21 protein-coding genes are annotated in these 24725 nt (G+C 55.3%); 9 read left to right on the top strand and 12 right to left on the bottom strand.

What is annotated here, in order from left to right; translation table 11 throughout:
* Window positions 1-294 precede the first annotated feature (294 nt).
* Together rrtA and FIV00_RS25015 are read right to left on the bottom strand one after the other, a co-directional pair.
* The gene (gene rrtA / locus FIV00_RS25020; RefSeq protein WP_152503295.1) at window positions 295-942 is read right to left on the bottom strand and encodes a rhombosortase; all 648 of its coding nucleotides are present in this window, start codon (window positions 940-942) and stop codon (window positions 295-297) included.
* Complete coding sequence (locus tag FIV00_RS25015; protein WP_152503294.1) at window positions 939-3071, bottom strand: VIT and VWA domain-containing protein; 2133 nt, start codon at window positions 3069-3071, stop codon at window positions 939-941. Before FIV00_RS25015 ends, rrtA begins: the two co-directional genes overlap by 4 nt.
* 140 nt (window positions 3072-3211) lie before the next feature.
* Between FIV00_RS25015 and FIV00_RS25010 the strand changes: the two genes are divergently transcribed.
* Window positions 3212-3832 (top strand): TetR/AcrR family transcriptional regulator, encoded by a 621-nt coding sequence (locus tag FIV00_RS25010; RefSeq protein WP_173006139.1) that lies wholly within the window; start codon window positions 3212-3214, stop codon window positions 3830-3832.
* Between the two features lie 186 nt (window positions 3833-4018).
* On the opposite strand, the gene FIV00_RS25005 is transcribed toward FIV00_RS25010, so the two are convergent.
* From FIV00_RS25005 to FIV00_RS24975, 7 genes are all read right to left on the bottom strand, one after another.
* Window positions 4019-4876, bottom strand: coding sequence for a GyrI-like domain-containing protein (locus tag FIV00_RS25005; protein ID WP_173006138.1), 858 nt, complete (start codon window positions 4874-4876; stop codon window positions 4019-4021).
* Window positions 4877-5243: 367 nt separating this feature from the next.
* Window positions 5244-6155 carry a calcium/sodium antiporter gene (locus FIV00_RS25000; protein WP_152503291.1) on the bottom strand — a complete coding sequence of 304 codons (912 nt, stop codon included), beginning with the start codon at window positions 6153-6155 and terminating at the stop codon, window positions 5244-5246.
* Entirely contained in the window at window positions 6155-6754 is a 600-nt protein-coding gene (locus FIV00_RS24995; RefSeq protein ID WP_247649281.1) for a histidine phosphatase family protein, read from the bottom strand. The genes FIV00_RS25000 and FIV00_RS24995 overlap by 1 nt, the downstream gene beginning before the upstream one ends.
* Window positions 6754-7812: an ABC transporter ATP-binding protein gene (locus FIV00_RS24990; RefSeq protein WP_152503289.1), complete on the bottom strand. Its 1059-nt coding sequence runs from the start codon at window positions 7810-7812 to the stop codon at window positions 6754-6756. Before FIV00_RS24990 ends, FIV00_RS24995 begins: the two co-directional genes overlap by 1 nt.
* 9 nt (window positions 7813-7821) lie before the next feature.
* Window positions 7822-9567: an iron ABC transporter permease gene (locus FIV00_RS24985; protein WP_152503288.1), complete on the bottom strand. Its 1746-nt coding sequence runs from the start codon at window positions 9565-9567 to the stop codon at window positions 7822-7824.
* Between the two features lie 77 nt (window positions 9568-9644).
* Entirely contained in the window at window positions 9645-10682 is a 1038-nt protein-coding gene (locus FIV00_RS24980) for an ABC transporter substrate-binding protein (RefSeq protein ID WP_371419591.1), read from the bottom strand.
* A 110-nt stretch (window positions 10683-10792) separates the two neighbouring features.
* The gene (locus FIV00_RS24975; RefSeq protein ID WP_152503286.1) at window positions 10793-11629 is read right to left on the bottom strand and encodes a MurR/RpiR family transcriptional regulator; all 837 of its coding nucleotides are present in this window, start codon (window positions 11627-11629) and stop codon (window positions 10793-10795) included.
* Window positions 11630-11831: 202 nt separating this feature from the next.
* Here FIV00_RS24975 and FIV00_RS24970 point away from each other — a divergent pair, with 202 nt between their 5' ends.
* The 6 genes from FIV00_RS24970 (at window position 11832) to FIV00_RS24945 (ending at window position 17734) form a co-directional block, all read left to right on the top strand.
* Window positions 11832-13187: an aspartate aminotransferase family protein gene (locus FIV00_RS24970; protein ID WP_152503285.1), complete on the top strand. Its 1356-nt coding sequence runs from the start codon at window positions 11832-11834 to the stop codon at window positions 13185-13187.
* Window positions 13184-14266: an anhydro-N-acetylmuramic acid kinase gene (locus tag FIV00_RS24965; protein ID WP_152503284.1), complete on the top strand. Its 1083-nt coding sequence runs from the start codon at window positions 13184-13186 to the stop codon at window positions 14264-14266. Before FIV00_RS24970 ends, FIV00_RS24965 begins: the two co-directional genes overlap by 4 nt.
* Window positions 14267-14297: 31 nt before the next feature.
* Window positions 14298-15659, top strand: coding sequence for an FAD-dependent oxidoreductase (locus tag FIV00_RS24960; protein WP_152503283.1), 1362 nt, complete (start codon window positions 14298-14300; stop codon window positions 15657-15659).
* An 82-nt stretch (window positions 15660-15741) separates the two neighbouring features.
* Window positions 15742-16359 carry a GntR family transcriptional regulator gene (locus tag FIV00_RS24955; protein WP_152503282.1) on the top strand — a complete coding sequence of 206 codons (618 nt, stop codon included), beginning with the start codon at window positions 15742-15744 and terminating at the stop codon, window positions 16357-16359.
* Between the two features lie 179 nt (window positions 16360-16538).
* Window positions 16539-16760: a hypothetical protein gene (locus FIV00_RS24950; protein ID WP_152503281.1), complete on the top strand. Its 222-nt coding sequence runs from the start codon at window positions 16539-16541 to the stop codon at window positions 16758-16760.
* The gene (locus FIV00_RS24945) at window positions 16757-17734 is read left to right on the top strand and encodes a nuclear transport factor 2 family protein (RefSeq protein WP_152503280.1); all 978 of its coding nucleotides are present in this window, start codon (window positions 16757-16759) and stop codon (window positions 17732-17734) included. The genes FIV00_RS24950 and FIV00_RS24945 overlap by 4 nt, the downstream gene beginning before the upstream one ends.
* A 105-nt stretch (window positions 17735-17839) precedes the next feature.
* Here the strand turns inward: FIV00_RS24945 and FIV00_RS24940 are convergent, their stop codons facing one another.
* From FIV00_RS24940 to FIV00_RS24930, 3 genes are all read right to left on the bottom strand, one after another.
* Window positions 17840-18859, bottom strand: a complete 1020-nt coding sequence (locus tag FIV00_RS24940; protein WP_152503279.1) for an adenylate/guanylate cyclase domain-containing protein — start codon at window positions 18857-18859, stop codon at window positions 17840-17842.
* Window positions 18860-18871: 12 nt separating this feature from the next.
* Window positions 18872-20266, bottom strand: coding sequence for an L-serine ammonia-lyase (locus FIV00_RS24935; protein ID WP_152503278.1), 1395 nt, complete (start codon window positions 20264-20266; stop codon window positions 18872-18874).
* A gap of 239 nt (window positions 20267-20505) precedes the next feature.
* Window positions 20506-22632 (bottom strand): bifunctional diguanylate cyclase/phosphodiesterase, encoded by a 2127-nt coding sequence (locus tag FIV00_RS24930; RefSeq protein ID WP_209006702.1) that lies wholly within the window; start codon window positions 22630-22632, stop codon window positions 20506-20508.
* A 616-nt stretch (window positions 22633-23248) separates the two neighbouring features.
* On the opposite strand from FIV00_RS24930, the gene FIV00_RS24920 reads away from it, so the two are divergent.
* Window positions 23249-24019, top strand: a complete 771-nt coding sequence (locus tag FIV00_RS24920; protein WP_152503277.1) for an ABC transporter ATP-binding protein — start codon at window positions 23249-23251, stop codon at window positions 24017-24019.
* Window positions 24016-24723 (top strand): ABC transporter ATP-binding protein, encoded by a 708-nt coding sequence (locus tag FIV00_RS24915; RefSeq protein WP_152503276.1) that lies wholly within the window; start codon window positions 24016-24018, stop codon window positions 24721-24723. The genes FIV00_RS24920 and FIV00_RS24915 overlap by 4 nt, the downstream gene beginning before the upstream one ends.
* Window positions 24724-24725: the final 2 nt, after the last annotated feature.

Raw genomic sequence — 24725 nt, 5'->3', positions numbered from 1 at the left:
CTTTTTTGGACGCAACCCGTCATTCCGCATGCGGTCCCCAAACTGTCGTTATGTAGTCGATGCTTCAGCGCCACTGGTTGCCCTGCTGCATTCGCAGCGAGGCGAAGACTAACGTGTAACCAAGCAGAAGGAGTGAGCCACTCGCGTGCTGCGGATACACCGCCGCGGGCGCTTGCAGAGTGAGAATGCGGATGGTTTGCCGTGCCGGGATGAGGATCGGAGAAGTGACCTTCGACGCCCATCGTGGAGAACCGCAATGTCCAGACAAAAACCCAAATCTGGCACCCGTCGCGCCTAGTTGGGTTCAAAGGCGCTGACGTAAGATCGTCTCAGTCTCCAACAGCCTCTTTTCACATAGTCCGAAGACAAAAGCAGTGTGCCTGAGAGGAGCCCGGTGAGGTGGGCGCCGATATGGGGGGGCCATTCGAGACTGCTTGAAAAGACCGAGCCAAACAGAGCTTCATAACCAGTTTTTGCGAACAGGAGGCCGAGGCCAACAAGCCATATCCGGCTGCGTGTTTCACGCCACATTGCAATCATCGTGACCAGGTAAAGCGCATTCAGGATTGCCGATAAGCCGCAATAGAACTGTGTCTTGAGATCACCAAGAAACAAGACGGAAGAAATCAGACTGCCGGAAAGAACGAAGCAACCCAATATGAGCCTGCGCGCCCCACCATGCGGGGAGGTTTCATAAAGAAATCCGAGTGCGATCAGGGCACCGACATTCATGAGCAAATGCTGGTGGTCCAGGTGAACGAAATGGCCAGTCACGAGCCGCCAGAACTCTCCGTTTTCAATCAGCTCCCGGTCATAGATGAGGGCCTCAGGTTTACCGCCGAGTACAGCAAAGAAAGCCAGGCAAATCGCAGCCAGGGCGAAGGAAACCCATGGCAGCTTTGAGCCGCCATGGGAGAGAGAGGAAAGAATACCGGTCATCATGCGTTCCGACGACGCATTTTGAGGCCGATGGTCAATGCAGAGAGTGCCAACAGCAGACCCAGGATGCCCAGTGATCCGGAGCCACCGCCACCACCACCCGAGTGGCTTGGTTGGTTGCCCTTGAACATTGGCTTCTTCGTGTCGACACGGGTCGATTGGACCGGCTTCGACTTGCGCTCCTGTTGGGCAACCTGCTCGGTGGCAAGACGCTCTTTGTTGGTCTGGTCAATCGCAAGTTCTTCAAACCGCGCTTCTTCAACGATCAACATCGACGTATAGGGAGACAGAATTCCGTATTCCTTCGACGTGTCGACAATGGACGTTTTCAGGTCCGCGTCCGGGCCAAGAAGAGCGAGGGTCTGCATGTCCTTTTCGATTTGCGCATAGCCCCATAGACGTTCGATTTCAGGGTTGCGTTTGGCTGTTTCGGGAAAGGTGAAGCTGGTTTCGTAGCTGACAGGAGACCCTGAGATTTCGCCAGTGAGCTTGAACGAAGCCTCGCCGTTTCCCCAATAGTGACCAAACAGAACCAACTGCTCACCGCGATAGAGCGACGGATTGTTGCGCCGCCTGATATCGTTGATGCGCAGCGACCCGTCCTTCTGTGTCAAATCCAGTTTCAGGCCATGGAGCGCTTCGTGCGTAACCTTTGATGTTGCCTGCAGGAGGGTGCCGACAATGTCGTCAGCATTCGAAACTCTGAGCGCAAAGCCGCCGGAAGCATCCGTCATCGGTTGAAGCAAGGGTTCATTGGCGCTGTTGCCCATGATCGCAGTGAACAGACGAACATCCTTTTGCTGCGCCAGCTCCAGGAATTTTTTGGTCTCCGTGGTGCCCACATTTGCAACGCCGTCAGTCACCAGGACAATGGCGCCCGTGCGATCGGAATCCAGGGCATCGAGACCTCTCTTCAGCCCGGCATAAAGGTTGGTGCCGCCACCGGCTTGAACGCTGTGGATGCTGTTCAGCGCATGTGTGATCTGGTCGGGGGATGCCGGAGTGAAACCGTTTGTAAGCTCAGTTGTATCGTTGTTGAAAAAGATGATCCGGAATCGGTCTTCTGGCCTTAGTTTTCCGAGCGCTTTCGCGACGCCTTCGCTCAACGTTGCGATCTTGCCTCCCATGGATCCTGACTGGTCCAGAACAAAGATCCAGTCACGCCCTTCGGTGATAGGCTTGAGATCCATGCCTGGTGTTAAAGTCAGCATGAACGTTCCGCGACCGGATGGATCTGTCTTGTAGGGCACCAGATCGACGCGCGCCGGTTGATTTTGCGCTTGCCGCCAATAGACGACGATGTCCTGATCCAGTGTCACTGGGATGCGGCTTGCCGTTGCTTCGCCCTCGTTGATGCCGGTTTCATCGAAGGGCTGGGACGGTTGCAAATCCAAGTCGGCGTCTTTCGCCAGACCGTCTGCCAGGTCCGTATTACTCATGTGAATGCGCCAGCTCCCATCCTGCTCCTGTGTAATTTGAGCTCCAGGGTGCTTCGGCAGGCGAACGGCTTCGACCGGATAATCCGTCCGCAAATGCAAATCAAAACTGAACGTCCCGGTTACGGTTTGCTTGGCGGTCCAGAAGGCGAGTTTTTCCTCGTCGACGCCGCCTTCTTCGAGCGGATAAAGGTATCGGCCAATACCTGTGTCGAGTTTTGCCGGTTGGATGTAAGAGAAGCGAATATCAACGTCATCGTTGCCGCGCACCGGCCAGACACTGATGTCGAAAGTCTTGTAGTCATCCTGCTCCGCAAGCGCGGTGTTCCGGCCTGCCTGTTTCTCACCTTCATAGATTTGACGGGCCTTGTCCTTCTCGACGACCTCGGCCGATACCGGTTTTCCGTCAATCCAGTAGGTAAACTCCGAAACAGCGGCCTTGTGCGGAACTGGAAACGAATAAGTCGCTTCCATGTCGCTTGTGTGCGGATTGCTGAACGTTTGATTGACCGTGGTCATCACGTAACCGTCTTCCACCACCACACTCACCTTGTGATCGAGAAGATCCAGCGACTGCGATTGATCAGATGGCGTGAGCAGGCCAACAGCATTGGCCGGTGATACAGCTGAGACGCTCAAGCAGAGCCCTGCAGCAAATGCCGTTGCGGCACGCCAGTCTCTTGAGATCTGAACCATGATGAATACTCCCGTTCGTGAAGTTTCGAAGTGCAATGACTGATAAATGATCAGTGCTCATTTAAATAAATTGAACGATGTTCAATTTCAAGATAAAATATGAACATTGTTCATTTTTTTGATGATTCTTGGAGGAAGACGTGGCCCGACGGTCTGATCATACGCGCGAAGAGCTGTGGTGGCTTGCCATCGATGCATCAAGGAAGATCGTTGAAAAAGAAGGCCTTAGAGGCCTTCGTGCCCGACAGATTGCGCGTGATATCGGGTATACGATTGGGACTTTGTACAATTTGTTCGAGGATCTCGATGATCTCATCATGCATATGAATGGGGAGACTTTGGATCAGCTCATGGAGGTAGTTTCAAAGGTCGAGCTCACGCAGAACCCGACTATGGATCTGGAACGGCTCGTGCATTGCTATTTGAGTTTCACACATGAAAACCCAAAGCTGTGGAACGCGATCTTTGAACATAAATTGCCCGAGGACCGGCCGGTGCCCGAATGGTTTTCAGAGAAGGTCTCCAGGCTGCTTGCCATCATCGAAAGCACGCTCGCACCCATTCTGTCGGATCGAAGCGAAACCGAAATTCATCAACATGCGCGTGTTTTGTGGATGAGTCTTTTTGGCATGACTGTCCTGGAAGGCTCTGGTCGACTTCAAGACGGTGAAACCGCGTTTACCCTGGCAAAAACACTGATCAAAACCTATGTCGACGGCCTGAAAAGCGGACAGGATATGAGCGCCGGAAGTGAGCTTTGAGCGATGACGACGCAACCAGCTCGCATGTCAGAACAGGACTGAAACGGAAGATTCTTGCGAATTCAATGCACGACGGAAAGGTGGGTTTTGTTGGTGTGCGTCGAACGTCCGGTCGGAAAGAAATTTGGATTTAGAACCACAGCAAATCAGGGGACTGCATTGCCCTCATGCGCTTGATGTCTCGACCTATTGCAATGGAAGCCGGATATCTGTTCTCAGGTCTGACGACGGCGTCGCTCTTGGATCATTCAGATATACCTCTAGTGGAGGCAGATCACGTGGTTCCAAGCCGGAATTAGGCAGCCAATGCCCATACAGCCAATCATAAGCTGACTTGAGCGTCGGATACGGTCCTGTGTGTTCCAGAACAGCATATTTTCCGCCGCTGACATCGAAATAGTCAAAACCATTCAACTGGTCTGGAAATCCACTCAGGATTGAAACTGCAACATGAGACCGCAGCTCTGCATCCGGTTTGGATTCTGGCAGATCGTGGTAGATGCAAAACAGCTCGCCAACGTTATCCATCAGAGAATTGGTCATGAGCGAGCAGCCTAGTTTTTTGAAAGCGCTGCCAATCAGCCGGTAAGGACCAATATGTGCAACGCCTGCCGCTTGAGCGCCTTCAAATTCCATCACGGTGACAGGATACCTACCATCTTCTTTGGGATTTACGGTCAAGAAACTGTTGATCTTTTTACCTTGCTCGCGAAATGCGTTCGGGGAAACACCGTGCGTGAGTTTGAAAGCACGGGAAAAGCTCGCCAAGTTCTTGTAGCCAACTTGCTCAGCAATAGCCCGAATAGGAGTGTTATCCTCAATCAGCGCATTGGCCGCTTTGTTCAGCCGCAGCCTTCGCACAACTTCGGACAATGTTTCACCCGTCATTGCACGAAAGACACGATGCCAGTGATACCTGGACATGCAGGCTACGTCGGCGAGTTTGTCGAGGTTCAGATCCTCATCCAGGTTCTCATAGATGTAGGATAGGACGCGATTGAGCCTATCTTCATATCCAACAAACGGGCGGTCGTCCGCTGCCATTCCAATATCTCCCGAATTTGCTCCGAAAAACATATTTCGGGTCGAGTATGCTTGTATTGCTGAATCTGAATTGTTCGCGACGTCTTAGCCGCCATTTGTGCCCAACGCTGCATCGGCCGAAATGAGCGCACGGCCGACCTTCGCCGCACAATGCACGAAGGTCCGAATTGTCCGGCCGCAAATTCTCTCTATCGCAAAAGGTACCTTGGCGGCGTCGGCAGTTTATGAGCCATTTTGGATCAATGACTAAGGTGCCCCGAATGGCGAAACTGCGCGTCGCTCCAATTCAAATGACCGGTCCATTTGTCTGGGTCGATCATCTGGTCTGTCGCAGGCACCGCGTCTGCGTGGTGCTCAATGTTGACAGTTAGATTGCGAAGATTGCCGCATAGCTCGCCAGCATGACCGATGCTTCCCTGCGGCTGAGCGTGAAACCCGTGCGCAGGAAGAACAGCGACGCCGTTGTCGCTAGGATCATGACCGGTATCCAGAAATCGAGAAAGCTTTGCGCCACAGCCACAGGAGCGACAAAGGCAGCGCCTCCGATCACGAGGCTGCCGTTGAAGACATTGCTGCCCAGAATCCCGCCGAGGATAACGCCGGATTTTTGCTTCAGAGCTGCGGCGACACAGGCAGCCATCTCGGGCAAGGATGTACCGATTGCCACAACCGTCAGTCCGATCACGGCATCGGACGCACCGAGCATGCCGGCGATTTCGACGGCGGCCTCTATGAACACATGCGCCCCGACAGGCAGTGCAACCAACGCAAGGCCGCATTTGGCAAGGCAAGGAAACAGACCCTTTTCGCTGGTGTCCGGAACCTCATCCCGGAATTCAAGGCTGCGCCACCGCAGGGTCAGGTAGGTCAGCATTGCCATGACCAGCAGCAGCGCATCCATCCTGGAAACAGACCCGTCATACGCGGTTGTCCAGAATAGAAGCGCTCCAACGAGCATCGCACTGCCGTCGATCCGAAGCACATCCCGGTCGATGGTCAAAGGTGCGATCAGTCCGGCCAAGGCCAAAACGAGCAACAGATTGGCAATATTGCTGCCAACTATGTTGCCGACCGCGATATCGGGTTTGTTGGCCATCATTGCGTCGGCCGCAACAAAGAGTTCAGGAGCGGATGTTCCGAAGCCCATGACGACAAATGCCACGACAATCGGAGAGACGCGCAGCCGGTTGGCCAGGCCTGCAATCCCGTCCACAAGCCAGTCACCACCATAAAAAAGCAGGGCGCAACCAGCGACAAGGAACAACATTTCCATCAGCATCAATCGGGTGCTCCGAATTCCAGGCTATCGGGCAAATAATTGAAGAGTTCCAGTCGGGGAGGTTTGCCGTTTCCCAGTCGCAAGGCATTCAGGCTGGCCGGAGCGACCGGTATCACGCAAGCAGGAGCAAGACCGAGGTAGCGCTGCAAGATCGCGCGGATTACCCCACCATGGCAAACGACAAGCAGGTTTTGGCAGGGGGTTTGGCGCTCATCTTCGATGACAGAGCAAATGCGGTCCGCAAAGGCGTCCCACTCTTCGCCTCCAGGCGGTGCGAACGTGCCCGCGCGCCATCCAAGATAGGCAGCATCGTCTTCGGCCCGAATGTCATCGATCGGGCGCCCGGTCCAGTCCCCGACATCAATTTCCCTCAGGCCTTCCGTGAAACGAGGTTTTTCCGCGCCTATTCGCTGAGCCGTTTCGGTTACCCGCCTGAGATCGGAGGACACCGCCCGGCAGTGGCCAATGCCTGTGATGACACTCCGCAGTGCATCGGCTTGCGACTTACCGAGTTCGGACAACCCGATGTCGGCCTGTCCCTGAAGACGCCTTGAGGCATTCCATTCTGATTGTCCGTGTCGTACGAGCAGCAGTCGCATCAGCCCAGCCTCTCGCCAGTGCGGCTAAACCAGCAATCCGGTTCAGGCGGCAGTGAAAACTGAACTGTGTCGCCAATTCGCACAGATGGCGCGCTGTCCACGATGGCTGTCAGGCGCAGGCCATCACGCAAGCCCGTAACCATGGTGCGTCCGGCAATAGTGCTGGTTTCAACAAGTTCCATTGGCAAGGTCATCGCGCTTTCCGTCTCGCTTACCGACATCTTTTCGGCCCGGTACATAGCCAGGCAATCATCCGAGGGCGGGGACAGCTGCATGGCCCGCCCACCGACCTTGTAGCCACTTCCGTTCTTGACCACAGGGACCATGTTGTTGGGAGGTGTGCCGACAAATGTCGCAACGAATGCGGTTTCAGGGGTGTTGATCAAATCGGCTGGCGTTCCGAATTGTTGCACCGTGCCGTGGTTCATTACCGCAACATGGGTGGCCATCGTCATGGCTTCAATCTGATCATGTGTGACATAGACAGTCGTTGCGCCGGTTGCGCGATGCAGACGCATCAGTTCGGTACGCATTTCGACCCGAAGTTTGGCATCGAGATTTGAAAGCGGTTCGTCAAACAACAGAACAGACGGTTTGGGTGCAATTGTGCGGGCAATGGCAACCCGCTGTTGCTGGCCGCCCGAAATCTCGTTTGGATACCTGTCGGCCAGTTGATTGATTTCAAGCAGGTTCAGAACTTCGTTGATCCGGGCCGCGCGCTCGACCTTCGGCATCTTCATGACCTTCAACGGCCACTCAACATTGCCGCGCACGGACATGTGTGGCCAAAGTGCGTATGACTGGAAAACCAGTCCTGAATTGCGTTTCGCCGGATCGACGGCCCAGCTCCGGTCTCCGTCCGACACGGTTTGGCCGTCAAATATGATTTGCCCTTCAGACGGCAATTCCAGACCTGCCAACATGCGGAGCAAAGTTGTCTTGCCGCAACCGGATGGCCCCAGCAGAACAAGGAAAGCGCCATCGGGGACCTTGAGCGATACATTTTTAACAGCCTCGAAAGCACCGAAGCGTTTGCACAGATTGCAAATTTCCAGCATGGACTACCTTCAGTTCTTCAGCCAGGGCTGCGATTTGGCTTGTAGCCAGTTTGCTATCAGCGTGGCTGCGATGGATATGAACAGGATGACGACTGTGATCGCGTTGGCGAATTGTCCGAACCCTTCAGACGCATAGCGATAAGCCAGAACAGACAGTACCGGCATCGTTGGCGTGAAGAGCAGAACAACCAGCGACAGATCACGGATGATTTTCACAAAGATCAAAATGCCGCCCGCCGTCAGGCCGCGTATCGCAAGCGGCACGGTGATGGCAGACAACCGGCGGGCAAAGCTTGCTCCCGTGATGCGTGCGCTTTCCTCCAGTTCGCCGCCAACTTGCTGGATGACGGCGCGTCCTGTCTGCACCGAAAAAGGCAGCAGATACGCAGTCGCCGCGATCACGAGCAACGCGAAGGTTCCATAGAGCGCTGGAAACGGCCCGATAGGAGCACCCAGATAAGCGATGTACGCAGCACCAAATGCGATCCCGGGCACCAACAGTGGAAGAAAGCTGACCTGTGTGATGACAGCCGACATCCAGCCCTTGCGAAACCGAGCTGTGGTGTAGGACGCCAGGAGCCCCACGAACATGCCCGTGAAGGCCACTGCCAGGCCGAGACCCAGGGTAACGGTTAACGCCCGCACGATATCTTGGTTGTGAACAATGCCCGGAATGCCCTGTGCGATCGACTGACTGCTCGGACCGATCCAGTAATGCAGCGTCCAGTTTGAAAACAGATTTGCAGATGATGGAGCAAGGCTTGACGCGGACAAGATGACGACCGGCAGAATGGTGGAGCTGATCAGGATCACCATGGCCACGGCGCAGAGCGGCCAGCGTGCACTACGCAGGTCGAAACGTTTTGCACGTCCTCCCTTTCCGGTGATCGTGGCATAGGACCTGCGCCCCGACACAATCCGGTTTCCGGCCCAGAGGAAAGCGCCGGATATGAGTACGAGCAGAATGCCGATGACATAACCTCTTCCAACCTGACCTACCTCGATCATGCCGAACAGGCGGGTCGACAGGGTTTGCATTCGAACCGGCAGTCCAAGCAGCGCCGGTGTTGCGAAATTTGAAACCGCACCGGCAAAACAAAGCGACCCTGCAGCGACCAGGGCAGGGGTCGTGACCGGCAGAATAATACCCATAAGGATCCGGCCACCTTTGGCACCCGCGATCTGTGCGGCTTCCACAAGGTCGGAGTTCACGGTGGCGAGTGCTGCAGCGATAATCGTAAAGGCGAGGCTGAAATAGTGCAGGGTCAACACGATTAGCGTCGGGGTGATGCCCCATGCCAGCCAGTCCGGAATATCCAGACCCATGCCTTGCAGCCAGCCAACCTGGCCTCCGACCCTGTCATTGCGGAAGAGTGCGCCCCAGGCGAGAGCTGCCGCGAAGGACGGAATCATAAATGGCAGCGTGGCCATGACACCGATTGTCTTGCGGAACGGCACGTTGGTCATGACGACAAGCCAGGCAAGAAAACCGCCGAGAAGGACACAGCCTGACGCCACCACAACGCCGATCAGAAGTGTGTTGCCCAGTGGTTTATAAAACAGATTGGTCGACAAGCGCCCCGTCAGCACGTCCGACCACGCTTTCACGGTGTCAGGCTGCAGCGTGAACAGGACTGTTCTGAGAAGCGGCAAAACGATCAGCGCGATCAACAGTGCAAGCACGACAGTTTTCAGCACCGTTCCGTGCTTGAAAAGCACACGTCTTCCCTGCCTGTTCATGGTGACATCCACCATCAACGTCATCCTTGTTGGTCATTTCAGGGTAGACAGGAAACAGGCGTATGGCCACGCCTGCTCCTGGTCGGGGAGTTTTATTGCAGTGTCAGGATCAGGTCGCCGATTTCGGATCTGATCTTGGCGGTCTCGTTCGGTGCAATGCGCCAGGCGGTAAAGTCGCTCAGTGAAACTGCGTCCGGGTGCGGCGGGATATCAGTGCGTGTCACGTAATCGCCGGCAACATAAAACGGTGCAAGGCCTGCACCACCGGTCTCACTTTCGTCTCCCATCAGGAAATCGATCACAAGCCGTGCTGCGGCAGGGTTGTTGGGTTCTGCGGCCAGCGCAAGCACGGCAGGAAAGATGATGCCGGGTGCAGGCTCTACACTGTTGGCCACTTGAAGCGCCCAGCCTTCTTCCTCGTTGTCCCGGCGGTCGGAATAACTGGTGAAGCCGACAGGTGGGTTTTCCTGCCCCTTTGCGCCGACAGCCACATTCACATCATCGGTGGAGCCGACAAGGATCACATCGTTTGCAAAGAGATCCATGATGAATTTTTCACCGGCATTGGCAGCATCTCCGAGTTCAATTGCTTTTCCGAATTGCTCTTCATAAGCGGCGGCCATTGCGTCGGAACGCAATACGATTTCTGTCATCAGATCGAGGTAGTCACCTCTTTGCAGGGGATCGACCATGACCACCCGGCCGCGCCAGTCGCCGGTTGTCAGTTGCCAAAGATTCGTGACCGGCGCACCGTCCGGGTTGGCTTCTTCGTTGTACATCAGCACTTTGGTCGACAAACGTTGCGCCAGCAGCGGCGATCGGTACTCCTGCGGGACACGATCGGCGACGCGCGGCGGCACAAAGGGTGCGATGATGCCGGTCTCCAAGAGTTCTGTCAGTACGACGGGAGTATCGGAAATGTAGATAACGTCGGCATTGGTGACGCCAGCCTGCGCTTCCGCCTGGAGGCGTGCGATCTGTTCTGTGGACGAGATGTCGAAACCTTGCAGGTCAATATCTGGATAGGTCTCTTCAAACGCGGCCTCCACTTTGCCTATCCGGCTGGTAAAGGAATAAACGGTCACTTTGCCTTCCTCCTGGGCAAGTGGCAGCAATTCCTCAGGTCCCATTTCGTTCAGATGCCCATCAGCCAAGGCAGCTGAAGACAAAAATATACCGATCACGCCGAGGCGTGTTGCTCCGAGAACATTCATGTATCCCTCCCTAAGGGTTTCTTTCGTTATTCAAAACGCTCGATCAGCTGTCCCAGTCGATCGAGTTTTTTCAGCGATTCCTCTTTCGCTGTCAGTCCGGCCGCGATGACGATGGCGTTGCAGATTGTCATCGGTACGGTCAGGGTCTGGAAGGCATCCTGATCACCTGAGCGTGGTGCGGCCAAAAGGCGGTCGGGGCGCGGCGTTAGCAATGCGCCCGACTTGCCGGAAATCATGACTGTCTTTGCACCCACTTCTTTTGCGGTTTCCATCAACGCCGCATAGCCGCGAGGCGGTCGACGGAAGGCAAAGCTCAAAACAGCATCGTCTGAATCCAGACCCAGCATTTGTTCGGCGAGGCCGCGCGGATCTGTATCGAGCTGGTGGGTGTCTTTGCCGAAACGGCGGAACCGTTTGACCATCATGAGCGCGAGCACTTCCGCGTTGCCGTAGCCATAGACAAAGATCCGTCTCGCGCTCATCAAGATCTGTGCAGCTTCTGCGATCTGCTCCGGTGTAATGAATTCTTCGATCCGTCCGAGTGCCTGAGTTTCTTCCCTGGCCAGTTCGCCAAGAATTGTATCGGACGTGCTCTCTGCGATGGTTTTTTCAAACCGGGTTGCGGTTTCGCGGGTCGCGATGAATTCGTCGCGCAATGCGTCACGAAAGGCTGCGTAACTTTCAAACCCCAGCTTTTTGGCAAGGCGCGACGCCGTTGCTTCATGAACGCCTGCGGCCCGGGCAAGTTCACCGGCCGTGCCGAGCGCTGCGGTTGTCGGGCTGTCGATCACGTTCTCAACGAGCCTGCGCTCACTGGGTGTGAGTGTGGTTGCCTGATGTGAAATTTTCTCAAACAGCGACATGATCTTCCTTCGTCAATCTGCAAGTAAAATTGCATGATTCAGATTAGATTGCAATATTGCTTGCAGATTCATTTTTCCTTCCGATACAGAAGGCCCCGATTGTCTTCAGCCGATTGCGGGTCTAGCGTGACAGTCTGGGTGGAGTGGCAATTTGAGTCGCTTGTGACCCTGGAACCTTCACCACTTTGCAAGTGAGGCCGCAATGGCGCAGCTCCCCAATTCCCTTGAGGCTCGAGATACGGCCTTTCAGCTTCATTCTTATGCCAATGCCCGCCGACAGGAAGAAACGGGCGCATTGGTGATCGAAAAGGGCGAAGGGATCTACGTCGAGGACATTTCCGGCAAACGATACATTGAGGGAATGGCCGGCCTTTGGAGCGTCGCGGTCGGGTTTGGCGAAAAGCGTCTTGTGGACGCAGCAACACGGCAGATGGAGAAGCTGCCCTACTATCACACCTTCACATACAAGACCCACGGGCCATCGATCGAACTTGCCGAAAAGCTGATCGAGATGGCGCCGGTTCCAATGTCGAAAGTGTATTTCACCAATTCAGGATCAGAAGCGAATGACACAGCGATAAAGCTGATCTGGTACCGCTCCAATGCGCTCGGCCAGCCGGACCGCAAGAAAATCATCTCGCGCGTGCGCGGCTATCACGGTGTGACGATTGCATCCGCCAGCCTGACGGGACTGCCCAACAACCACAAATCCTTTGATCTGCCGCTGCCGCAAGTCCTGCACACCACATGCCCGCACTACCGGACCATGAAAAGAGACGGCGAAAGCGAGGCCGACTTCGCCCGGCGCTGTGCCGTGGATCTGGAAGACCTGATCCTTGCTGAGGGGCCGGAAACCATCGCCGCTTTCTTTGCGGAACCTGTCATGGGTGCGGGCGGTGTCGTTGTGCCACCGGACGGCTATTGGCAGGCCGTACAACCGGTCTTGAAGAAATACGGCATCCTCTTTGTTGCCGACGAAGTTATTTGCGGCTTCGGCCGCACAGGCAACATGTTCGGCACGCAGACTTACGGCCTTGAACCAGACATGATGACCCTTTCAAAGGCCCTCTCGTCATCTTACCAACCGATTTCCGCGCTATTGATCAACGATGCTGTCTACCAGACGATCGCGGACGAAAGTGACAGGATCGGCGTACTGGGCCATGGCTATACCGGAAGCGGGCACCCGGTTGCGGCAGCGGTCGCACTGGAGAACCTAAAGATCATCGAGGAGCGCGACCTTGTCGGTCATGTGAGGAACGTTGCACCGGTTTTTCAAAAACGTCTGGCCGAGCTGGGAGAAAACCCGCTCGTGATCGAAACCCGCGGTGTCGGTTTGATCGGCGCGGCGGAGCTTTCCCATGACGCCCTTGCGCAGACGCCGGGTGCGCTTGGAGCAAGAGCCAATGCCGCGTTTCAGGAAAAGGGTCTGATCTCCCGTGCCATGCTTGACGCGATGGCTTTTTGCCCGCCATTGATCATCACAGAAAACCAGATCAACGAGCTTTTCGACATTGCAGAAGCAGGTCTCAAGACAGTATCGGACAGTCTGAAATGAGTTGGTCCATCGTCGGAACGATCAGCGGCACGTCCGCGGATGGCATCGATCTGGCTTCCATTGAGACCGACGGCCAGCGCGTGACGAAGTTCGGCCCGGCAACAACCACTTCCTATAGGCCTGAAACGCGCCGCAGTGTATTGGATGCCGCTGCAAAAAAGGGGACGGACCGGGAGCAGTGGCCTGAAATTGCAAGGGCTGTCACCGATGGCCATGCCACGGCAATTGAACGTTTCTTGAACGACAACAAACTGTCTCCTGACGCTGTCGTGTTCCACGGCCAGACTGTGTGGCACGATCCAAAGGCAGGAGAAACGATACAGCTGGGTGACCCGCAGTCTCTGGCTGATGCGCTGGATCTGCCTGTGATCGGTGATGTGCGTCTGGCCGATATGGCTGCCGGAGGAGAAGGAGCGCCACTGGTACCTGTCTATCATCAGGCACTTTGCAAGACGCTTTTGGGTGAGCGCAGGGAACCGCTTTGCTTTCTCAATATCGGCGGTGTGTCGAACCTAACCTATATTGAGGGTGAAGACCTGTTGGCCTTTGATATCGGGCCTGGCAACGCATTGCTCGATGACTGGATAAACCGCCACGGTGCTGGAGAATATGATGCTGGCGGTGAGATTTCCAAAGAAGGCACTGTCGACGAGAAGCGGCTGGCCCGCGCGCTCAATCATCCGTTTCTTTCCGAGCCTGGGCCAAAGTCTCTGGATCGCTACAGTTTTTCCGGAGAATTTGCAGATGGACTGGGTCTGGAAGATGGTGCAGCAACCCTGCTTGCTTTTACGGCCGAAGCCATAGCCAAGGCCGAGACATTGTTGCCGCAACCTGCAAAGCTCTGGCTGGTCTGTGGCGGTGGGCGTCACAATCCTGTGCTGATGAGCGCGCTGTCGGATTTGCTTTCAGGAGAAGTTGTCTCCTCCGACGATCACCACATCAATGGAGATGCGCTTGAAGCACAGGCGATGGCGTTTCTGGGTGCTCGTCTGAAAGCGGACTTACCTACAACGTTTCCAGGCACCACCGGCGTGAGCCGGCCCACCATTGGCGGGAAGCTTTTTCATCCGATGACGTAAGCAGACAGATGACGAGTGAATTGGAGACAGCGTGAAGAGGATAACCGAGCCCGCGCGCGAAATTGACGTTATTCATGAAACCGACGTGCTGGTGGTTGGTTCGGGTCCTGGCGGTCTTGCAGCAGCGCTTGGGGCGGCTCGCGCCGGTGTGGATGTCTCACTGGTCGAGCGGTTCGGGTGTTTTGGCGGAAACATTACAGCGGTCGGTGTTGAAGGGTTTGCCTGGTACAGGCATGAGCAAACAATCGACACGGAAGGGGTTGGCAGGGAATTTGAAGATCGGGCGCGCGCTGCTGGAGCAGCAACGCCGGAACCGCAATCAGACAGCCACGCAATCGACGCAGAAGGCTTCAAACTGGTTGCCGACAACCTTGTGGAAGAGGCCGGTATACACCCGATGCTGCACAGGTCTTTCGCTGCGCCAATCATGAATGGCGATGAGATCTGCGGCATCATCACCGAAAGCAAGGCGGGCAGGGAAGCGATCCTGGCAAAACGGGTAATCGATGCCACCGGGGATGCCGATGTCGCGTTTCGTGCCGGTGCCGCCACGAAGAAAACCCCGGTCGAAGAAATGCAGGCGGCCTCGGTGATGTTTTCCATGACAGGTGTCGACAAGAAGAAATTCATGGACGCCGTTAAGGCCGACCCACAAACCTATAAGGACTGGGAAAGCGGGGAATGGTCGGTGGAAACAACCGGCAAGGAAGACCGGATGTTTTCACCCTTTCTGCGCAAGCCGTTCGAACAGGCCATGGACGCTGGACTCATTCCGGCATCCCTGTCCACCATCTCCGGCACGTGGGGGGCCGTTTATGACAGTGGTGACCTGACCTATTTGAATCTCGTTCACCTCCCTGAGTGCGATGGTACCGACCCGGCCTCGATGACACGGAATGAAATTGAAGGGCGGCGCCAGGCAATGCTGGCCGTGGAAGCCCTGAAGCGCTTTCAGCCGGGCTGCAGCGGCGCAAAACTCAGAAATTTCGGAATGACTGTCGGGATCCGCGACACCCGGAAAATTCTGGCCGCCTATGACATGACTGAGACTGATGTTCGTGAACAAGGCCACTTCGAGGATAGCATCGGCATCTTTCCGGAATTCATCGATGGCTATGGCATCTTGATCCTGCCGACAACGGGCCGCTATTTTCAACTGCCTTACAGGACGCTGCTTCCAAAGGGCGTTAAAAACCTTCTGGTTGCCGGCCGGGCGACAGGTGGTGACAAGGTCAGCCACGCCGCCACACGTAACATGATGTGCTGCACCGTGACCGGGCAAGGTGCGGGCGTTGCCGCTGCGCTCTCGATCAAGCACGGCATGGATCTGGCCTCAATGGACATTGTCCGTCTGCAGGCAGAGCTAGCGCGTCAGGGTGTGCGTTTGCACTAGGCGATGCCAATTGTTCAAGCTGAAGCCATCAGGTTCCGGTGCGTCTCTTGCGCAATGTCCGGCAAGCGGCTAACCAGATTGCATGAATGGATCTGAAATCTATCGGCGGCTTATTGGCCTTATTGAAGAACGGGTTTTGAAACCCGGTGATCGCCTGCGAGAGGCCGATCTTGCCGAGGAATTCGGCGTCTCTCGCACACCGATCCGCGAAGGATTGAAGCGTCTGGAAGCACAGGGGCTTGCCGTCCATGAGCCAAACAGGGGAATGGTCGTTCCGACGCTCGATCACGGGCAGATCAATGAGGTCTATTTCATGCGCGAGGTCCTGGAAGGAACAGCTGCAGGACTGGCGGCCAAACATGCCTCTCGTCCCGAAATCGAGATACTGCAGGACCTTGTCGAGGCAGACCGCAAGCGCATTGCGGACAAAGAGGGCCTCGTGCGTTCAAACAGGGAATTTCATCGCCGCCTGTGTCTGGCGTCGCACAACCGATATCTGGTCGATCAGATCGAGCACCTGCGCCTTTCACTGATCCTGATGGCAGGCACGACGCTTGATACGCCTGAGCGCCGTGAAACTGCGGTTGAAGAACATGCGGCCATCGTTGAGGCAATCGCCGAGGGCGATTGCACAGCTGCCGAAACTGCTGCGCGCCGTCACATTTCCCACGCGCACAAGACCCGCCTGCAACAGAATTGATGTTCTTGTGCGCAACGCTTCATTTGGCTTGTGAGCAGACCAACTGTTCGCCTGGATAAATCTCTTCCAGGGCAGCTCAAAGCGCTAAATACAGGCTGCTGTAGTCCTCGCGTATGACAGGCTGTCGGCGTCGCACCTTCTATCCTCGTGTTCATCAAAATTGGAACAGGAGGTTTCAAATGGACCTGCAAGCACTCACCGCCGTTGGGCTTCACCAGCACAAAATGAACAGCTTCGATCCTGCCGGAGAAGAGGAGTATTATGCGCAATCTGGCAAAATGACCGGCCTTGTGGATGGTATGGTTGAGGCGGTGGCCAGCTTGAAACGGTTTGTCCGGTTCTTGCGATCATCAGAAGCTGCAAGGTTTCGAAGACTGGAAAAACAAAGGGCTGCAATTTGACACTGGACCCCGCAGATGATCGTTCTGCCATCATGCAAGTTATTGAGGCTGAAACGGAGGCCTATCTGCAGCGTAACTACGAGGCCTGGCAAAGCTATTGGCTCGAGTCCCCTGAAATCCGGCGTATACAAACGCATGTACGTACCGGTGTCACCGTCACGGCCGGCGCTGAAATACGAGCGCAGATGAAGCGCATCACGTCCGGCCCGTTCGAGTGGCAACCACCCTGGAGATTCCAGCGCAAGAATTTCAATGTTGTGTTGAGCCCTGAAATGGCATGGGTCAGCTACGATCAAATCGGAGATATGTCCGATATTCCGAAAGCCTGCCCCGGACAGTATCACGAGGTAAAGATCTTGCAGAAGGTCAAGGGTACCTGGAAGATCTCATGTGTCGTCAGCACTCAGATACACGTCAACCATGTCAACGCCCCTTTGGTGGAGGTTGACGAAACTGGACGGTTGCTCTGGCAAAACGAAGCGGCCAAGGAACGGCTTCCCCATCATCCAAGGCTTTGTGCAAGGTCTGGCAAGCTCTGGGCAAAAGAACCGGAAGCCCTGAATGAATTACGAGACGCAATAACCTGGATTGCCCAGATGCGGGCCCATCACACGCCGCGTGTCGGTGAAGAGGCGGTCACCCGTGTCGTGGCGCTGGGACAGGATGATGAAGGTTTTGCGCATGTTTGCTGGGCTATGTTGAGAGACGGGAAGCTTCTGGTAACGTTTGACGATTCTGAGCGTCTCAGTTTGCAGATAACCACTGCCTCCGAGGTTTATCGCCTCTCTGAAACACAGGAGAAACTGTCACGTCATCTCGTCGACGGTCAGGACCTGACAACAGCAGCCCTTGCCCTCGAAATGAGCCCGAATACGGCGAAAACCCACTTGCAGCGCATCTATGACAAAGTCGGTGTCAGGTCACAGCCCGCACTCGTACGCGTGCTGCTCAGTGCCGACAGACATGATGTGTGATGTGTTGCGGCAGGTAAGAAACTGACACAGCCAGAAAGATTGCAATTATACGCGCAAACTAGCCTCAATGTTTGCTTGCCGGTTCAATACTCAAACAATTGCCATTCAGGTCTTCGTTGTCCAGAGACGCAGCGGTTCCTGTTTTCCGTGGGCTTCATAGTCGGGCAGCCGGCGAAGGCTTGTTCGGGCCTGTTCAGGTAAATGTTTTACGAGCGCATCCGAAAGCACTGTGTCGCTGCCAAGAGTTTTCGAGGCGCGTTCTATTCTCGCCGTGGTGTTCATCGTGTCGCCGAGCAGGGCAATTTCTTTCTTCCAGTCACCGATTTCACCTGCGGCTACCTGGCCGCAATGGAGGGCGACACGCAGGCTTGGTTCGGTGCCGAACCGTTTGCGATAGCGGCTGGCATGTGTGGCCAGCGTCCTATGCATTTCCAGTGCGCAACTCAGGCAGTCAGCCTGTTTCACCCCGCTTTCCAGCGGCCAGGTCACAATCACCGCGTCGCCGACATATCGGTGGACAGCGCCACGCGTGTCTTCGATGGGGCCGGCAAGGTCAAGGGCGACATCTTGCAGAAATACATGGAATTCAAGTTCGCCGATCTTTTCGGCCAGGGCGGTCGAACCGACAAGATCTGCAAAGAGGACGACACGGGTTTCAAGTCGGGGCGTGTTGTAGCGCCCCGACACCAGCGAAAGTGTTGCTTCCGAACCCAGCAGCCGGGTGACTTCCACAGCGCCGGACATGAAAAATGCAACGGTCGCGGATATCAGGAAGACTTCAGAAAATTCAGGCTCCTGCCAGGGCAGGACGTCCCCTACCAGGACACTCGAGATGCCGAGACCAAAGAGGATAACCAGACTGTAGGCAAGGGTTCTTCCAATCAGGAGTGCAACGGGTGGAAGGCGCCGCGCAGCGCGCAGTCTGGAGTTCGAGAAACCGATAAACTCAAAACATGTGCAACCGCAACCGATGATCGTGCCTGTAAGCGCACCATATGCCGCTTCGATTGCGAAGTTGTTTTCGCCTGCGCGAACCACACCAATCATGAGACCGGCCAGCCCCGACAAGGCAGTGATCAGCAGAATTTTTCGCAAATTCCGGCTAAGTCTGTTGGCGGCGGGCATTCCGGCGTCGGCTCAGCATTCAACGATGTTGACTGCCAGTCCGCCTTTCGACGTTTCCTTGTATTGTTCCATCATATCCATACCGGTCTGCCGCATGGTTTCTATACAACCATCAAGCGGAACGAAGTGTGAGCCATCACCGCGCAAGGCAAGGGAGGCCGCCGTAACAGCCTTCACCGCACCAAGTGCGTTTCGCTCAATACAAGGGACTTGAACAAGACCTCCAATGGGATCGCAGGTCATACCGAGGTGATGCTCCAGGGCAATTTCCGCCGCATTTTCGATTTGCTCGTTGGTGCCGCCAAGTGCAGCGCACAGACCTGCGGCAGCCATAGCTGAGGCAGAGCCGACTTCTCCCTGGCATCCGACTTCCGCGCCTGAAATGGAGGCATTCGCCTTGATGATGCCGCCGACAGCCGCAGCCGTCAGGAGAAATGTGCGAATGCCGGCCTGGTCGGCGTCCGCGCAATGATCGAGGTAATATCGCGTCACGGCCGGGATGACGCCTGCAGCGCCATTTGTCGGCGCTGTCACAACCCGGCCTCCGGCGGCATTTTCCTCATTAACTGCCATGGCATAGACCCCGAGCCAGTCGACGACATTATGCTCGAAAGGCGGGTTCGTCCGGCCTTCGCGGATGAGTTTTTGATAAATGTCGGCTGCTCTGCGTTTGACCTTCAGTCCACCGGGCAGGATGCCCGTCAGAGTGATGCCGCGATTGATGCAGGCGTCCATTGCCGACCAGAGCCGGTCGATACCCTCTTCGACCTCATGCTGAGGTATGTCACTGCACTCGTTCTGCAGTTTCATTTCCGCAATCGACAGCTCTGCTTCTTTCCCCATTTCCAGCATCTCTTTGGCGCTGGTGAAGGGATGCGGTACATCCTGGCTGGCGAGCTCATTCACTGGTTCGTTTGTGGTTTTGCGCAGTTCCGCTTCACTCACCACGAAACCTCCACCGATCGAGTAATAGACAAACGTATCGATAAGAGCGCCGCTTGCATCCAAGAGATGGAATGTCATGCCATTGGCATGGAGAGGCAACGAAGGGCCGTAGTCGAAAATCACGTCACGGTCCGGATCGAACTGCAGTTCGGGAAGTCCCGGTATCTGGAGTGTCTTCCTTTGCGCCAACACGTCAAGCTGCGGTTCAACGTCATCGGGATCAAGCGTGTCCGGTTTGGCACCGAGCAGTCCCAGGCAGACAGCCTTGTCCGTGGCGTGGCCTTTGCCGGTGAATGCGAGCGATCCATGAAGTGTCACTGTAAGACGCGAGGCCTTGGCCTCTGCACCGGCAAGACCCCGGACCCGGTCAAGGTAACGAGCTACAGCCACCATTGGACCAACCGTGTGTGAGCTGGACGGCCCAATGCCGATTTTGAAGATGTCGAAGACGCTTATGAACATGTCACCAGAGCCATCAAGGAAGAAGAAATATGGGGTTTGAACTACGTATTGACACTACCAGATAGAGTATGTGGCTGGAGCGTTCAAACGCGAAAATTTGTGCCATTTGCGACATAGCACGAAACAGTCGTGCGCTTGTGCCGGGTTTTTCAGGAAAAAACTGCAAATACCCGAACGAACCGGGAAAGCACCCGACTTCGCCTTCTTCAGGCGATGACTGTGGTTCGTTTCTGGCGCGCCTACATCGTCGCGATACGCGATTGCGTATGGAGCATGGAAAGAAACCGGTCTTCCGGAACAGGTTTTGAATAAAGGTAACCCTGAAACCGATGACAACCGTTCTCAGACAACCATCGGCGCTGTTCGATGGTTTCGACACCTTCCGCCACAACATCTGCGCCAAGTGCCGACGCCAAGGAGAGGACCAGCTTCACGATCGCACCACCGGCTTCAACATCTTCCATGAAAACCCGGTCTATCTTAATGCCGTCAATCGGGTAGTTGTGCAGATAGGCAAGGTTGGAGTAACCGGTTCCGAAATCATCAATGACAATCCGGTAGCCAGCTTCTTTCAAACTGGAAAGTGTTTCCAGTGCATTTGGTATGTCACCCAGCAGCACACCCTCGGTGATTTCAATCGAAAGCATTGAAGGGTCGCACCCTGTTTCTATTGGCAGGGCCTTCATCTTGCTGACAAAATCAGGATCTGAAAGCTGGCGCGGTGAAACATTGAGCGCCAGCGGAAGCGGCAGCGACATTTCCGCCAGACGCGCCTGCATGGAACAGACCTGCCGGTTGACCCATTCACCGATCTCATTGATCAGCCCGGTTTCCTCCGCAACGGGAATGAAGTCATCGGGCGCTACAAGGCCTCTTTCGGGATGTTGCCAGCGGATCAGGGCCTCGGCGCTGATCACCCGATCTGTCTGCGTGCAGGCTATCGGCTGGAAATGAAGCGTGAATTCATGTTCGCGGATAGCGCGTTCAAGATCCTTTTTGATTGCCAGGTGCTGATCTCTCAGCAGGCGCATGTGTTGTTGAAACTGGACGCATTTTTCTTTCGGGTCCGTTTTCGCCTGATAGAGGGCAAGGTCCGCGTGCCGCATCAATTCATCAATGGTCTGGCCATCGCCCGGAAAGTGCGCGTAACCGATGCTCAGTCCGATATGTCGGGGTTTGCCGTCGATCAGTTGCGGCGCCGCGAAGGCTTGCAACAGGTCCTGGCCGAACCAGTCCGCGCTGCGGCCACCGGGCTTCTCGATGTGGCAGATCAAAAACTCGTCACCGCCAAGACGAGCTGCGATATCGTCCGGGCCGGCGAGTTCCGTCAACTTGTTGGCGATCAGCTGCAGCAACGCATCTCCGGCTGCGTGGCCGAGCGAATCGTTGACCATTTTAAAGTCGTCGAGGTCGACCAGATAGAGCGTCGCACTCTGTCCCCAATCGGACGCCGTCTTGAGCACCTGAGCAAGACGCTCTTTCAGGTAGGTTCTGTTTGAAAGGCCTGTCAGCGTATCGTGGCTGGCAAGATACTGGGCTCTCTCCTTGGTTTCATGCAATTCGGTGACGTCAATTTCGCTGACTAGATAGGCCTGTTGGCCAGAAACCGCATCGTGGCATGTGCGCACTGTCAATTCATGCCAGCGATTGCCTCCGCGGGTTTTCACACGCGAGACACGCCTGGACGACCGTTCTTCCTCGAGGAGTTGAATGAGGTGAGCTTCTTCGCCAGGATCGACAAATTGGTCCGCGAAAGTGGTTTCAAACGTGCAGCAAACCGCACGCGATGCGGTGTTGCGGTAAATCGGATGGCCGTCCATCGAAAACAGCGAAATCATGACAGGTGTATGCAGAAGCGCTTCTGCACTGCGCAGTGTTTCAGGTTGCTGCTCGTGGTGGGGGCGGCCTTCGCAGAGCATTGCAACACGCCCATCGAGAAGATGAATGCCGCTGAAAACAACTTGGAGAACCTGAGCCTTCCCTCGGGGATAGAGTGTCCAGATTTCCGAAAAGCTGACGTCGCGGTTGGTGAAGTCCTGTTGGTACTGCCTGAGCCGCTGATCCACTGAATGAGACATGTCGGCACCCAGGTCGCGGGACTTGAGTTCCTCGAGCGTCGACGCGTCATAGACTTCAAGCGCTTTGCGATTGGCCCACAAAACCCGTTTCTGGTCGAAATCAAAGATCCACACGGCTGTATCAAGCCGGTCATAGATTGACCCGATCAAACCAGTATCAATCAAATGACCGGCGGTGGTGTCCGTCGGCAGATGCCCGGCTTCAGCATCAAGGTAACGCAGGTTTACTGTATCGGCCAGTTTGGTGCCTCGCGATTGGGTGCCAAATGCTAAATGGACTGGGCCCACAAGTCCGAGTGAATCACCAATTCAGTTTAGCTGGCGTAAACAGCTGCGCAATTCCAAATAAGAAGAACTGCAGAGAAACCGGACCTTATCTGTACACAAAAGACGCTTTTTAAAGCAGAGAGGCCGGGTATTGTAATTTTTGTCAGTATCAAAAAAGCCGAAGTCTCTGACTTTCCAAGGAGAGTGTCATCGAAGTCTGTCACTCATGTGCACTTGCTCATCGCCAGACTGATCGAAGAAGTCCCCCTTCAAGAGTGACATGAGCCAAGGCAATGATGGGCGTTTTTGGGTGCGCTCTTTCGCTTGCAGCAACTATGCGCGAAGTGCAGGCGGTAGAAACCACCAGGTGGCGGTGTTGCTTCTTGTGCGCCGTAAGTTTTTGATGACCAGTGCAGTAACTGGATTGAACGTTCCAGAGTTCTTGGGAATTTGAAAAATCTTGCCCTTTCTGTAGTGGAACCTGGAGATTTTGAGTTGATTGCCCTGACAATGAAGTTAGAAGGGCTGAATGCCGCGCTGATGCGGGCCGTTTTGCGCCCTGTTTGAAGAACAGTTCGCCGATACGCTGCGGTCAATGAAAGAAAAAAACAGGCCGTGGGATCGGCGGGGAGCATGAATGCTTGAGCTTGAAGAGCTCGTTATGGATTTCAGCGGATTCAAGGCGGTCAATGGCTGCTCGTTCCGTGTCGAGAAGGGCAGTATTACTGGGCTGATCGGTCCGAACGGCGCGGGCAAGACCACCTTGTTCAATTTGATAGCCGGTGCTCTGCAGCCGACAAACGGGCGTATTCGGTTCCTCGGCGAAGACGTCACTCCGCTGGCAAGCCACCAACTGTTTCACAAAGGCCTGGTGCGCACCTTTCAGATACCGCACGAATTCCACAAGCTTACCGCTCTGGAAAACCTGATGGTGGTGCCGCCGTCACAGCCTGGGGAGCGCCTCTTTTCCAACTGGTTCGCTTGGGGAAGCGTCAGGGTATCAGAGTCAGATGTCGAGAAAAGAGCGTATGAAACACTTGAGTTTCTGGAGCTGAGCCATGTCGCTCACGAGCCGGCCGGCAACCTTTCCGGCGGGCAGAAGAAGCTTCTAGAACTGGGTCGGACAATGATGACCGACGCCAAACTGGTTCTGCTTGATGAGCCGGCTGCTGGTGTCAACAGAACCTTGTTGCGCAAACTGGAAGCAAAGATTGATATCCTGAATAAGGAGCGCGGTTACACTTTCATTCTGATCGAACACGACATGGAAATGATTGAAAAACTCTGCGCGCCGGTTGTGTGTATGGCAGAGGGTCAGGTCCTTATCCAGGGGGATTTTCAAACCGTACGCTCGAACCCGCAGGTGCTGGAAGCTTATCTTGGCGAAACCACGGGAGATGCTGCATGAACGCACTTCTTTCGATGGACAAAATCACGGGTGGCTACGGTGAAGCCGACATCCTGCAGGACGTGACCATCCATGTGGATCAGGACGAGATCGTTGTCATCGTTGGTCCAAACGGAGCCGGGAAATCCACAGCGATGAAATCCGTCTTCGGTCTTTTGAACATCCGGGGCGGCAAGATGCTGTTCGACGGTGACGACATCACCGGATGGGCACCCAACAGGATCGTTCAGCGTGGTATCTGCTATGTACCCCAGGTCGACAATATCTTCCGGGAAATGACGATCCACGAAAATCTCGAAATGGGCGGGTTTCTGAAGCAGGGTGACCTCTCGGCCGCCTATGATCGCGTCTATGCGTTGTTTCCGGACCTGAAAGAACGACGCAAGACACTGGCCGGAAGTTTGTCGGGCGGCCAGCGCCAGATGGTGGCCATGGGCCGGTCCCTGATGCTGGACCCGAAGCTGCTGCTGTTGGACGAACCGACAGCAGGTCTGTCGCCGAAATACATGGAACAGATTTTTCAGATCTGCCGCGATGTGCGTGATACCGGTGTTGCCATTTTGCTGGTCGAGCAGCACGCCAAGCAGGCACTCGCTTTTGCCGATCGTGGCTATGTCCTTGCAGCTGGTAAAAACAGGCACGAAGGCTCCGGGGGCGAACTCCTTGCCGACCGTGAAGTCGCTGAAATGTTCTTGGGAGGCTGACC

Source organism: Labrenzia sp. THAF82 (assembly GCF_009363435.1).
GTDB lineage: Bacteria > Pseudomonadota > Alphaproteobacteria > Rhizobiales > Stappiaceae > Roseibium > Roseibium porphyridii.
Note: the sequence above shows the minus strand (reverse complement) of the source record. Positions and strands in the feature narration are given on the sequence as shown.